This is a genomic window from Agarivorans sp. B2Z047 (assembly GCF_023373605.1).
GTDB lineage: Bacteria > Pseudomonadota > Gammaproteobacteria > Enterobacterales > Celerinatantimonadaceae > Agarivorans > Agarivorans albus.
Map to the genome: position 1 here is coordinate 4,909,960 of NZ_CP088080.1, position 12,413 is coordinate 4,922,372.

Consider the following 12,413-nt stretch of genomic DNA (forward strand, 5'->3'; position numbering starts at 1 on the left):
GGTAAAATATGAGGGCAGTCGGAGCAAATTTAAAGGCTTATGCTCAATAAACCAGCAAACAACAGGACATTTCGCTTATTTAATGGCGCTTCAATAGCTACTTTCTACACTCAAAGTGACATCTGCTTACCAGAGGCTCAATATGGAAACCGCTTGCTATTTAGTTCTCACCACTTTTGATAATGTAGATGCTGCTCAGCGCTTTGCGCAGCAGCTTATAGAAAAAAAATTGGCGGCTTGTGTTAATATTTTGCCGCAAGTCAGGTCTATTTATCGCTGGCAAGACAATATTGAATCCAGTAGTGAGGTACAGCTGCAAATTAAAACCAATTTGCGCTGCTTACATTCCTTACAGTGTTATTTTAAACAGCATCATCCCTATGATTGCCCAGAATTTATTGCGCTACCCATTGAACAAGGAGCGAGTGACTACCTGAAATGGCTAAACGATTCTTTACAATAGTATTTTTGCTCTGCTTGAGCTTACCGAGTATTGCCGACAACCTACTCGACCAACTGCCCGGCCTAAAGGCCTCTCCTAGTTCTAATGCAAATGAATTCTTACCTGTAGATAGCGCTTTTGCCTTCAACTTTATTGAGCAAGACGGTGCCCTGCACCTTAGTTGGCAAGTTGCCGAGCAATACTATCTTTACCAAGCTCAGTTTAAAGTTGTGGCTGACGGCCAATCGATTGATTTAAGCAAGCTACTGCCACAAGGCAAGCTATATAACGATGCTTACTTTGGTGAAGTGTTTATTTACCCGCAAGATGTCTCTTTCTCAGTGCCGCTTAACCAGCTAAATCAAGCCAATAATATTCAGGTCACTTATCAAGGCTGTGCCGAAGCCGGCTTATGTTACCCACCAGAAACCAAGCAAGCTTTTCTTTCACAATCTTCAGCTGCTAATGCTGCAATAGAAGAGACCAGTGCAAAAACAACAGCACCAATTGCAAACAACGAAGGCTCGGTACCCATTAGCCAACAATGGGTGCTGGCCGATCGCCTCACCAACAACAATATTTGGCTAAATGTATTGCTGTTTTTTGTATTAGGCATTGGCCTCGCTTTTACGCCTTGTGTATTTCCCATGTATCCCATTCTTACCGGCATTATTGCCGGTGCAGGTAAACAGCTAAGCACTAAGCGCGCTTTTAGTTTATCGATGGCCTACGTGCAAGGTATGGCGGCTACCTTCACCGCCTTAGGCTTAGTGGTGGCCAGCGCGGGTCTACAGTTTCAAGCGGCACTGCAACACCCGGTTATATTAGGCGGCTTAGCCGTGCTATTTGTGGTACTAGCACTGTCTATGTTTGGCTTGTTTAACCTGCAACTGCCCAACGGCTTGCAGCAAAAGCTAAATAGCTTAAGTAACCAGCAGCAGGCAGGTTCGTTATCAGGTGCTGCCATTATGGGCATGATATCTGGCCTAGTCGCCTCTCCTTGCACCGCCGCCCCACTCTCTGGGGTACTGATTTACGTAGCGCAAAGTGGCGATCTCGCCTTAGGCGCGATTACCCTATACAGCTTAAGTTTAGGAATGGGCTTACCCTTGTTACTGTTAGGCGCTAGCAGCGGTCGTTTACTGCCAAAAGCGGGGGCGTGGATGAACCACGTAAAAACCTTCTTTGGAGTAATGCTGCTTGCGGTTGCCATTTTAATGCTAGAGCGTTTTTTATCTGCCGAAGCTATTCGCACCCTGTGGGCTGCATTAATCATTGGCGCCAGTGGTTATTACTATCATCAAAACCGCTTAGCCCTATTAAGTGGCTGGCAAACCTTTAGACAGCTATTGCTGCTAGCAATAATGGCGATCAGCTTGTTGTGGGCCGCTCAACCATGGTTTGCACCTGCGCCAGTCCAGCAGCAGGGAGAGTTTATTCAAGTGGCCAACCTAGAAGAAATGCAGCAACAGCTGCAACTAGCGGCACAGCAAGGCAAACCAGCTTTAGTGGATTTTTATGCTGACTGGTGCACCGCCTGTAAAGATTTTGAGAGCAAGACTTTTCACGCTCCGCAAGTTGCTGCCAAGTTGGATAAGATGGTATTAATCCAAGCTGACGTTACTCAAACTAATGCCACAGCCATTAAGCTGCTCAATCATTATGAAGTGCTAGGTTTGCCCACCATATTGCTGTTTGACCAAAGCGGTGAAGAGTTAAAACAAGCCAGAGTCACCGGCTTTATGAACGCCGAAGCCTTTACTGCACATTTAATCCTTAACGGTTTATAAGCCAAAAAAAGCCACCCTAGGGTGGCTTTTAAATTTCATTAGTGCGAGTGAAGCTTAGGCAAATTTAAAACCTTGTACTAAATCTACCTGCTCTTTGGCAACAGATTCCAAATCATCACTCAAGCGGTTTAGCTCTGTTACAACTGTAAGGTTTTGCTGAGCAGCGCTAGAGATGGTTTCCATACTGCAAGACACATCAACACTGGTGGTTTGCTGTTGGTTAGTTGCCACACTAATCTCTTCGTTAAGCAGCGATAAATGCTCAATGTGGCTAGCAATATCACCAATTTTTTGGTTAATCGCATTCACGTTACTCGCATTTAGCTCCATGCTCTTATTACACTGCTCAATTTCCTTCACGGCTAGCTCGGTATCTTGCTGCAAACCACCAATCATGGTTTGAATTTCGGTGGTAGAAGAGGCAGTACGCTGGGCTAACTGGCGAACTTCATCGGCTACTACCGCAAACCCGCGGCCTTGCTCACCCGCACGTGCTGCCTCAATGGCGGCATTAAGCGCTAGCAAATTAGTTTGCTGGGTTATGCCTTCAATCACTTCTAGTATGCCAAAGATAGCGTTACTACTTTCGCTCACATGTTTCACTCTGTCGGTTGAGCTAGCAATGTTTGAGGCCAAAGCTTGGTTGTTTTCTAAGGCTTCTTCGGTGAGACGAACGCCATCTTGAGTGCTATCGCTGATCTCTCGCATACCTTGTGCAGCAGAGTCTGCTCGGCGCGCGACATCTTGAATCGCCTGCTCCATTTCGGTCATGGCGGCCGACACAGTAATACATTGGCTACGCTGCTCATCGAGCTGCTTCATTATGTCGCTACCGTGCTGACGGTTTACAGTAGAGGCTTGCCCTAGCGCTTCACTCTTTTCACGCAAGCCCGTTACGGTGTCTCGCTGCTGTTCAATAACTTGGTTTAGCTGATTGCTTAACATGCCAAACTCGTTGCCACTTTGATACTGACAACGCTGGCTCAAATCACCATCTGCTAAGTGCTTAAGGGTATTAATCAATTGCTTCAGCGGAGTTCTAATCAACTGCTGAATAATTAAACCCATGGCGATACAGAACAAAATAGTAAGTGGAATAACCACCGCACCACTGTTTATCAACGTAGAAATGCTGCCAGAAGCTTCTTCGATTTGCTGCTCGGTGGCGCTTTGGCTCTCTGCAGTAAGTGCACTTAAATTACTATTCACATCTTGTAGCTGATCAGTAATTGATGCTTTAAGCTTCATCAGTTTGTTTTGCTTAATTAGGTATTGTTGGTATTGGCCTAACAGGCCACCAAACGCGGTCACTTCGTTAAGCAACCAAGGAATTTGCGTTACTAGTTCATGCTCGCCCTGAACGCCTTTCAGCTCTTTCTCAACGATCAAGTCACCAAAGTCTTCTTCTACGTAGCTTTTAGTTTCATTATTGCTAGTAATCACCTTACCAACTTCACGAGGATCGGTTGAGTTGAGCACATTAATGGTTGCCAGTTGCATTGCCGAGAGATCGGCACTTACAGCGTCTAGCAATACTTTAAGCATATTAGGATCTGCTTCATCAAACAGTTGGCCTAACAACAAGTTAATACGTAAGGAAATGCCTTGAAAAGTAGCGGTACGCTCAGACAAGGATGTGCCACTAGAGATAACATCTTGATGCAACTCAATAAGGTATTCTGCATCTTCGAATAACAATTCATTTTGCTGTTGAACAAGGCTAAAGTTTTCGCTTTCTACGCCATTTTCCGACAACCAATTTACCAATACTTGCTCTGCCGCTTGGTAATCAGCCACGCGTTGATGGTATTGCTCAATAAGTTGATTAACTTTTTGTTCATCGCGTTCTTGAATGGTGTTATTCAGCACACGTTCAACCGCGGTTAAACTACGATCAAGCTGGTTCGTATGTCCCATTAAAGGGAAAGCTTGAGTGATCACTTCACCCATTGTGTTTTCTGCCTGTTGCATTTGTTTCCATGCAACTAAACCGAGCACCAGCAATACGATACATAGCATTGAAAATGTCGCCAGAATCAACTGGGTAATGGACAATTTTTTATGTACTAGCATCTTTAATCTCACTTCTTTAATTAGTTCACTTCCGTATGTAAGCGCTTACATAATAACCGTGCGACTAGCTGCTAAAGATTATGTTTTCATAATATAAATTTATGAAAACACGTTTTCGAGAGCTGCTCGATCTTTATGCTGAGGTTAATAATATGTTACTGATTAAAAGGGTGATTTGGCTCATAAAACCAGAATAGGCAAGGCTTAAGCCGTGGCACAAAGCACATTCTAGTTATGAAATAAAATTAGTTTTGGCTTGCTATACAGAATCGCTATAGCCGAGTAAGCTAGGCACGTAGACTAACGATGAGCTCAATATGCAACTTGGAAAAATTAACTTAAATTTACTCAGTGCATTATATTATTTACTGCAAGAACAAAGTGTTACTCGCGCTGCAGAAAAAATGCACCTAAGTCAGTCGGCCATGAGTAAACACTTAGCAAAATTACGCGAAGTATTTGGTGACCCTTTACTGGTGCGAGTGCAAGGACAACTACAGGCAACGCCCAAAGGCGTTGAGTTAAAAGCCCAAGTAGCGCCGCTGTTAGATTCGGTGGAAAACTTGCTCCACCAACAAGCTTTTGAGCCTAGCTTATGCCAGCGTACTTTCACCATTGCTACCTCAGACTATGTAAGTGAACACTTACTGCCAAAAGTTCTCGGTGGTATCTACCAGCAAGCGCCTCAGCTAAATATTGAGCTATGTAACTGGGACCATACCACTAATAGGCTATTACACAGTGGCGAAGTAGACCTAGGCATGACACTGCCTCCCCGGGATAGCACTGAGTTACACGCTACCACCTTAGGCACCGATCACTTAGTGTGTTTAATGCACCAACAACACCCCTATTTATCGATAGCGCAACCCAGCATGAGCGACTACTGCCGCTACCCACACGCCATCATTACTACTGGTGCAGACAAAAACAGCCATATTGACCGCCACCTTAGCCAGCAAGGTTTACAGCGCCAAATTCAATTTCGCGCCTCTTCCTATCCAGCTACGGTGCAAATTCTCAGTGAGACAAGATTCATTCTTACCTTGCCCGCCAAAATCGCCAAACAACTGCTAAAACAGCGCCCTTTAGCAATGGTTGCTTTGCCCTTTGAGGTTAGCCCTTTTGACTACTCGTTGATTTGGCATCATCGCAACCATCACGATCCCGCTCACACTTGGTTTAGACAGCAAATCCATCAAGCAATGACTTAGCCATGTAAGCACTTACTTACCCTCTTACTCATAAATTAAATGGCTTTGCTAACCAACAGCCATATGTTGCTGATGTTGAATACCAAATTGCTGCCGGTAGCTTTCCATGGTCATTGCCATTTGTTTTTTAAATAAACGACGAAAACTGCTTTCGTCTTGATAGCCAACTTCCAATACAATTTTATTGCTGGGTAATTGGGTCGCCTCGAGTAGGCTGCAAGCTTGATTTACCCTAAGCCGCTGAAGATACTGCAAGGGGGAGCAATCTAAGGCCGCAGCAAAGCGTCGCTTTAGTTGGCGATCACTAATGTTTAATTCTTGAGCCACTTCCACCATGCTAATGTCTTGGCTGCTATTTCGCTGCAAGTAAAGCTGTGCCTGTTGCACTAAGGCATCTTGATGCTCCGGCTGATACTGGTGAGCACGATAAGGCGCAGCTGGCGGGGCATTAAGATCCATCATCAACAATTTAGCGGTATTGATGGCTGTTTGATGCCCGGCAAAGCGCTCTACAAGACGCAGCACTAAATACTCATAAGCCATACTGCCACCAATCGAACACAGTAAATTGCCATACTCAGCAATGGTATTCTGGCTATCAATAGTTAAGTGCGGAAAGGCACGGCGGAAATGATGCTCATTACGCCAATGCATTAATGCCGGATTCTTGCCCAGCAAATCGGCTTGCGCTAGCAAAAAAGCGCCAGTGCACATACACACAATCATTTTGTTATCTACTACATGCCGCTGAAGCACAGGTACCATTACTTCGCTTTGGCGCATCGCCGTTTGCACTTTTTCAAAGTTGCTAGCCGATTGATAAATACCAGGAATGATCCATATGTCGGGTTGTTCAGGACGCGCTATAAAACTAGCTAAATCGCAATCAGCCTCAATGCGCAATCCATTGGTGGGAGTAACCCTATTACCATCTAGCGACACCAGTTCCCACTCAAACAACGGCATGGCACCAGATTTAATCAAGCTGTAATTAGCCGCAATAAGCGCATCTAATATGCCATTAATACCCGTGCCAAAGCAGTTATCCATTAACAAAATTGCAGCTTTCATAGCCCTGTCCATTTTCACCACCACAATGGCAAATATGACACTTTTTAAGCCTGTCAGCAAATAGGATACTAGTGACTAAATCTCAGGGAGAGACTATATGACTCAGCCAAATCAAGCCAACTCACTAAACTGTGATACCCCGCAGCCAAGTAACAAACAAAAACGACACCAGCGAGTGGTGCCCTTACGTTTTCAAGCAGCAGGGTTAGCATTTAACCTGGCCGGCTTAGTCAATCAAGCTTGGGCGGCAAACACATTGGCTAGGTTATGGTTTCGTGTTTTTAAGCGGAAGGTTAGCCCTAATACTCAAGCCTTTTGGCAAAGTGCTGAGCAAACCATCACACTCAAGGTAAATCAACATAAGCTACCCTTGCACTTATGGGGGAAAGGACCTTTAGTGGTTTGCTTGCATGGCTGGAGCGGCAGCGGCGTGCAGTTTCGCCATTTTATTCAACCTTTGGTTGATGCTGGCTACCAAGTTGCAGCATTTGATGCCCCAGGGCACGGCAGTCATCAAGATTCTCATAGCCACTTACTCGAATTTAGCGACAGCTTAATGGCCATTCAACAGCAAGTTGCCAAGGTGCACTGTGTACTTGCTCATTCCTTTGGTGCTATGGCCACTACCACAGCCCAGTTACGCGGTTTTGCTCCAACCAAGCTAGTTATGTTAGCCCCACATTTAGATGTAGAAGAAATGTTTTCCACCTATGCCAATCTACTAAGCCTACGTCAAAAGCTTAAAGCTACCTTTAAAGAACAAGTGGGACAAAAAATGCAGAAGTTGTTGGCGGGAGAGGATCCCTGGCAATTGTTTAGTGTAGAGCGCTTAACCCCGCAAGCTACGCCAGGTTTGTTAATTAGTGATAGCCAAGACCAAGAAGTTAGCCAACAACAGTTTAAGCAAATTCAACAGTGCTGGCCAAACGCAAAACACCAGCAAACAGAAGGGTTAGGCCACTTTCGCCTGCTAAAAGACCCTCATGTTATTGCTGAGACTGTCAGTTTTGTTGGAAATCAAAGCCACTAAATGCAAACTCACATAGGAAGCAAAGGCTAAATACTTTATGCTCGAATAAAAGACATTAACCAAGAAACATGCTCGTGGCACAACAAGTCCTTTCAGATTGCCCAGGCTGCGGAGCCTCAGTCGGCTGTACGGCCAATGAACAATGCTGGTGTATGAATATGCCAGCTATTTTGCCAGTAAGCGCAAATCTCAATGAGCGGGCGTGTCTTTGTCAAACATGCTTATCCAAAAAGTTGGCCGAGAAATTATCGCTGTTGATAGCCAATACGCCTCATCATGAATTACTCGAATTAGCGGCACGCTACCGAACACCAGCTAACCAACAAGCTGCCTTGCAAGAACATCTAGACTTCAGCATGGAAGATGGCTTAATGGTTTTTAGCGCTTGGTATCACTTAAAACGAGGCACCTGCTGCGGTAATGGCTGTCGACATTGCCCTTATCCTAAATAAACTCAAACAAACCCAGCAGCAAATAACAGTTAAGCCAAAGTGTTTAATTGCTTAGTGAAAGCTTTATTAGCAAAGCCATAGGCTAAGCGAGTTAGTCCCCAGAAGATGAGCAATACAACGGCAATAATTGCATAAAGTGCGTGCAGGTCAATCGACAGTTCAAACAATAAAGCAGCTAGCTCGGCTTGCACATCTAGCCACGCGATAACGCCATAGATCTCGTAAAACGAATAGGCAAATACCGCTAATAGCTCTACTACAGAGATAAACACCGAGGCAAGCCACGACCAAAAGCTCAAGTAACGTAGCTCTGCACGCATAAGCGCCCGTTGATGGTCTTTCACGAAAAACTGCACCGCAATGGAGGCCGACAGCATAAGGACAATAATGCCCAAAAAACTATTCGACTCTAAATCCAACCACGACACTACTGTGCCAAAAACTAACGAACTGGCTAAATAAACCAGTGCGAACCACATTAGGTACTTGTTAAGTGATACTTCAGCCGTTTGCATGCTCTTCCTTTAACCTTACTGCCTAAACTACCCGCGCATATTAACACTAAGACGACAAAATTTAGCATTAGCCCAAACACTTCTACTTACGCAATATCAATTTAATCTGCGCTGAAAAATTCCAGCTCACAATTTTAAATTGTTTACGTACACATAATTCCGAATTGGAATACTTAAAATATCTATAATTCCATTTTTATAAGTAGTAGCAACTTCTACACTAGCCGCAGTTTTAAATCTCAATACTTTTCAGGGATGAACGCGTGTTAGAAGCATTAAGCGCACTTTTATTAATCAATTTATTAGGCATGTTAAGCCCTGGCCCAGACATGGTAATGGTATTGCGCCATGCCAGCAGCGGAAAGCGCCAAGCAGCATTGTGTGTAGTGGGCGTATTGCTAGGCTTTAGTATCCATATCGCGCTAGCCATTGGCGGCTTATCTATCATCATTAAACAATCGCCTTTATTGTTTGAAGTATTGCGTTGGGGCGGTGCAGGCTTTTTGGTATTCCTAGGCTTAAGAACCTTGTTTAGTCGCTCCGAGCTGATGGAACTCGCCAGCCAAGGCAAACCTAAGCGCGCTAAAAAAGTGGTGCTAAGCGGCATTGCTTGTAACCTACTCAACCCAAAGATTTTGGTTTTTGTAGTAAGCGTATTTAGTCAGTTTATTGGTAGTGAAACACTACTCAGCGAAAAGCTGATACTCGGGGCTGCTTTGTTACTAGAAACCGCATTACTGTGGTACCTATTGGTGCGCATTTTGTCGCATCATAAAGTGCAAATTCAGCTACAGCGCTACCAACAATGGGTGAATAGATTTAGCGGCACAACCCTACTTGGAATGGGAACTTTGCTCGGCCTTCACAGTTAAGCCCTCTGCAAATTGAAACCCGCAGGGCTTGGTGCTATGGTCAAAAAAAAGGCAGATGAATCATGGTTATGGAAGATACCTACAAGATCATTATCGCTGACGACCACCCCTTGTTTCGTAGTGCTCTTCAGCAGGCAGTACAAACTGCCGTTCCCGATGCTCAGTTACTAGAAGCTGAGAATGTTAACGACCTACTTAAACTGCTCGAACTAGAGCGCGAACCCGACCTACTACTATTAGATTTGAAGATGCCCGGCGCTAATGGCTTCTCGGCATTTACCCATTTGCGCGGTCAATACCCAGAGCTACCGATTGTGGTGATCTCGGCCAGCGAGGAAGTAAGCGTAGTGCAAAAAGCCAAGCAGCTTGGCGCAACCGGTTTTATTCCTAAATCGACCCCGCTACAACAATTGGTTGCCGCCATTCAACACATTATTGAAGGCGACGACTGGTTCCCAGAAGGCATAAGCTTTAGCGCTCAAGCTGAGGAAGATCCTCTAGCCGAACGCTTAGCCAGCCTTACCCCTCAGCAATACAAAGTATTAGTAATGCTTAACGAAGGCCTGCTAAACAAGCAAATTGCCTACGAGCTAAATGTATCGGAGGCCACCATTAAGGCCCACGTTACTGCGATTTTCCGCAAACTTAACGTGAAAAACCGCACCCAAGCAGTAATCGCCTTGCAACAATTAGAGCTAGAGCCAAGCCCAGAAGATAACGAGATTTAAAAAGCTTCTGAAAAATTAGAAAGCCCGCTGGTCGGGCTTAGTGTTTTAGGCAATAAATTAAGCTTAAGATTTTTGCATTTGCTGCTGGAAAGTAATTTCAATAAATTCGGCAGGGCGAGTGATCGCAACAAGTACCGTAATCTTTAAAATCCCTTCAAGAATATCCTCACTGGTCATGGTTTCACCTAAACCAACTTGCACGCTAAAGGCTTCTGCTGGCGCCGTTCCAGCTAAGCCTCCTTGGTTCCAGATTCCTGTAAGGAAGTTAGAAATCATGCTTTTAACTGTGACCCATGTTCGCGCATCGTTTGGCTCAAATACATATGCTTTAGCCGCTAGTTTTAGCGATTGTTCGAGCATAATCATGGTGCGGCGCACATTAACGTAACGGTAATCCAAACTATTACCATCCAGAGTTCGAGCCCCCCAAACTAAGGTTCCCTGACCGGTAAATGAGCGAATCGCATTTATCGATTTACCATTGCCATCTGCGTTTAAGCTTTCTTGCTCTTCAACGGAAACTATCAAAGCGGGTGAAGTGACGCCAACTACTTCAATATTCGCAGGCGCTTTCCATACACCTTGCATATTGTCGGTCATGGCATACAAACCGGCTATCGCGCCAGATGGAGGCAGCAAATTGAGTTGACTGCAAATTTCTTTAACAAGTGCTGGGTAAGTAATACAGGATGCACGTAAGCCTTTATCAATAACTTCGGGAGTAGGATCGTCATCACCCGTTTCGGTAGCAGTAAGTCCTGCCAACATTTTACCTATAACTGACGAGGCATCAGGTGCACCAAGCTCTGCGTTTATAGCCGCTTGCAATACCGCTTTACCTTCGTCACTTAAGAAGCCGAAGTGAACATCTGAATGACTAAACAAAGTGCTGTTGAGCCATGGGAAATACACTGCGCCAAAATCACCAATCTCTTTATTTGATATTCCAGCTCTAAACGCTGCCACACTGTCTTCTTCGTCTTGAAAACCGTTATGAACATCTAACAGTGCAATACGGCTGCGCATTTTACTGCCACAATGCATCAGCATTTGCTGCTGCACCGTGTAACAATCGGCAGCAGCAAGACTGACTGCATCGGGAATCACCACCAGGGTAGGCTCTTGCTCTTCAACTAAGGCAGTAATGCCAGCTAACATTGCGTCTTTAGCCAAGTCTGTCGTGTAATCACCAACTGATACGATGTAGCAAGGACCACCACCGTTTAAGAAAAACATCTGCATACTTTGGTACAAACGATACTTATTGCCGCTTGCTGCAACTGTATAGTGCTTGTCATCTAAAGACATATCTGCGCTTGCAGCGTCAGCGGCTTGTGCAAAATCAAACTGCAATCTAGCTCCAAAACCAAAAACACTTTGAAACTCAGCCATCGAGCTTATCCGAATAGGTTTGTTTAGTACTGACTTGTTATTTTTACTAGCGGTTTGGGTATAGCCGATAAATGCCGGTACTGCAGTTGCTACCTCCACGACTGAATTTGGAAACGCATTTTTTTCAACAATATACACACCGGGAGTTTTTATGTTTCTCATGCCGTTTTCCTCTTATAGATCCACTAGTATTTCTGAGGCTTTGATCTTCTTTGCTGCGTCGAGATAGGTATAACAAACCAAGAAAACTACGCATACTCAAAACACTTTAGTCACATGCTCTGCAGCCGGAGGGATAAGTTTGCTGGTACGATGATAACGTTCTCCATCAAACGACAACCACCCGAGCTTAGTAAGAGCACGCAGATCACGGCTCACTAGTGGCTTAGCAAATGCTGGTTCGAGCTGCTCACATCGCCATTCAGCTATATGTGAGCTTGTTTTACTGTGATAACTCAGCTCTTCTGGATACTGATCCAGCGCTTGCAACCACCAGAGTTGATGAACATTAATTCCCAATTGGCGCGCTCGTTTTACTTCTTGAGGGTGACTCTCTGCCTCTAATACTAGCTTCTGGACTTCTTGGCGGAGCATCGTTTGCACAAAACCTTTACTATATTCAGCCATCAATGGGATTAGTTCTGCCCAACTAACTAGCAACTCTCGATTAACCAAAGACAAATACAAGGTTCTTTCAGCAGTTTCAAAAATTTGCCAACTGCCGGTTGGAGATAGCTTACAAGTTGGAGCGGGTAAGGTTTTAGGTTTAGCCACTATAAAACAATCGAACACCTGCCAAGCACTGCCATTCCAATTGGCCATCAGCCGCATATT

The 12,413-nt window shown here is 44.8% G+C and carries 12 protein-coding genes; 7 read left to right on the top strand and 5 right to left on the bottom strand.

Annotated features, from left to right (window positions below):
• The first annotated feature begins 142 nt into the window (after window positions 1-142).
• On the top strand, window positions 143-463 hold the full coding sequence (cutA, locus tag LQZ07_RS22620) for a divalent-cation tolerance protein CutA (protein WP_152785659.1): 321 nt from the start codon (window positions 143-145) through the stop codon (window positions 461-463).
• Window positions 439-2,232, top strand: coding sequence for a protein-disulfide reductase DsbD (locus LQZ07_RS22625; RefSeq protein ID WP_152785661.1), 1,794 nt, complete (start codon window positions 439-441; stop codon window positions 2,230-2,232). Before cutA ends, LQZ07_RS22625 begins: the two co-directional genes overlap by 25 nt.
• 54 nt (window positions 2,233-2,286) lie before the next feature.
• Here LQZ07_RS22625 and LQZ07_RS22630 read toward each other — a convergent pair whose 3' ends face one another.
• On the bottom strand, window positions 2,287-4,305 hold the full coding sequence (locus LQZ07_RS22630; protein ID WP_152785663.1) for a methyl-accepting chemotaxis protein: 2,019 nt from the start codon (window positions 4,303-4,305) through the stop codon (window positions 2,287-2,289).
• Window positions 4,306-4,622: 317 nt separating this feature from the next.
• Between LQZ07_RS22630 and LQZ07_RS22635 the strand changes: the two genes are divergently transcribed.
• Window positions 4,623-5,519, top strand: a complete 897-nt coding sequence (locus LQZ07_RS22635; protein WP_152785665.1) for a LysR family transcriptional regulator — start codon at window positions 4,623-4,625, stop codon at window positions 5,517-5,519.
• Between the two features lie 48 nt (window positions 5,520-5,567).
• On the opposite strand, the gene LQZ07_RS22640 is transcribed toward LQZ07_RS22635, so the two are convergent.
• Window positions 5,568-6,590: a GlxA family transcriptional regulator gene (locus LQZ07_RS22640; RefSeq protein ID WP_194164220.1), complete on the bottom strand. Its 1,023-nt coding sequence runs from the start codon at window positions 6,588-6,590 to the stop codon at window positions 5,568-5,570.
• Window positions 6,591-6,687: 97 nt separating this feature from the next.
• Between LQZ07_RS22640 and LQZ07_RS22645 the strand changes: the two genes are divergently transcribed.
• On the top strand, window positions 6,688-7,620 hold the full coding sequence (locus LQZ07_RS22645; protein ID WP_152785669.1) for an alpha/beta fold hydrolase: 933 nt from the start codon (window positions 6,688-6,690) through the stop codon (window positions 7,618-7,620).
• Window positions 7,621-7,694: 74 nt separating this feature from the next.
• Entirely contained in the window at window positions 7,695-8,072 is a 378-nt protein-coding gene (locus tag LQZ07_RS22650; protein ID WP_249483400.1) for a cysteine-rich CWC family protein, read from the top strand.
• A gap of 29 nt (window positions 8,073-8,101) precedes the next feature.
• Here LQZ07_RS22650 and LQZ07_RS22655 read toward each other — a convergent pair whose 3' ends face one another.
• Complete coding sequence (locus LQZ07_RS22655) at window positions 8,102-8,587, bottom strand: ABZJ_00895 family protein (RefSeq protein WP_152785671.1); 486 nt, start codon at window positions 8,585-8,587, stop codon at window positions 8,102-8,104.
• 263 nt (window positions 8,588-8,850) lie between these two features.
• Between LQZ07_RS22655 and LQZ07_RS22660 the strand changes: the two genes are divergently transcribed.
• A complete protein-coding gene (locus LQZ07_RS22660; protein WP_152785673.1) occupies window positions 8,851-9,459 on the top strand; it encodes a LysE family translocator in 609 nt (202 codons plus the stop codon).
• Between the two features lie 62 nt (window positions 9,460-9,521).
• Window positions 9,522-10,187: a response regulator transcription factor gene (locus LQZ07_RS22665; protein WP_227981649.1), complete on the top strand. Its 666-nt coding sequence runs from the start codon at window positions 9,522-9,524 to the stop codon at window positions 10,185-10,187.
• Window positions 10,188-10,250: 63 nt separating this feature from the next.
• Here LQZ07_RS22665 and LQZ07_RS22670 read toward each other — a convergent pair whose 3' ends face one another.
• A complete protein-coding gene (locus tag LQZ07_RS22670; RefSeq protein WP_152785675.1) occupies window positions 10,251-11,741 on the bottom strand; it encodes a phage tail sheath C-terminal domain-containing protein in 1,491 nt (496 codons plus the stop codon).
• A gap of 96 nt (window positions 11,742-11,837) precedes the next feature.
• Entirely contained in the window at window positions 11,838-12,401 is a 564-nt protein-coding gene (locus LQZ07_RS22675) for a hypothetical protein (RefSeq protein WP_152785677.1), read from the bottom strand.
• Window positions 12,402-12,413: the final 12 nt, after the last annotated feature.

Bases quoted from the DNA above. Each gene is read 5' to 3' on its own strand.
- cutA (WP_152785659.1), top strand. From the start codon at position 143: ATGGAAACCGCTTGCTATTTAGTTCTCACCACTTTTGATAATGTAGAT.
- LQZ07_RS22625 (WP_152785661.1), top strand. From the start codon at position 439: ATGGCTAAACGATTCTTTACAATAGTATTTTTGCTCTGCTTGAGCTTA.
- LQZ07_RS22630 (WP_152785663.1), bottom strand. From the start codon at position 4,305: ATGCTAGTACATAAAAAATTGTCCATTACCCAGTTGATTCTGGCGACA.
- LQZ07_RS22635 (WP_152785665.1), top strand. From the start codon at position 4,623: ATGCAACTTGGAAAAATTAACTTAAATTTACTCAGTGCATTATATTAT.
- LQZ07_RS22640 (WP_194164220.1), bottom strand. From the start codon at position 6,590: ATGAAAGCTGCAATTTTGTTAATGGATAACTGCTTTGGCACGGGTATT.
- LQZ07_RS22645 (WP_152785669.1), top strand. From the start codon at position 6,688: ATGACTCAGCCAAATCAAGCCAACTCACTAAACTGTGATACCCCGCAG.
- LQZ07_RS22655 (WP_152785671.1), bottom strand. From the start codon at position 8,587: ATGCAAACGGCTGAAGTATCACTTAACAAGTACCTAATGTGGTTCGCA.
- LQZ07_RS22665 (WP_227981649.1), top strand. From the start codon at position 9,522: ATGGTTATGGAAGATACCTACAAGATCATTATCGCTGACGACCACCCC.
- LQZ07_RS22670 (WP_152785675.1), bottom strand. From the start codon at position 11,741: ATGAGAAACATAAAAACTCCCGGTGTGTATATTGTTGAAAAAAATGCG.
- LQZ07_RS22675 (WP_152785677.1), bottom strand. From the start codon at position 12,401: ATGGCCAATTGGAATGGCAGTGCTTGGCAGGTGTTCGATTGTTTTATA.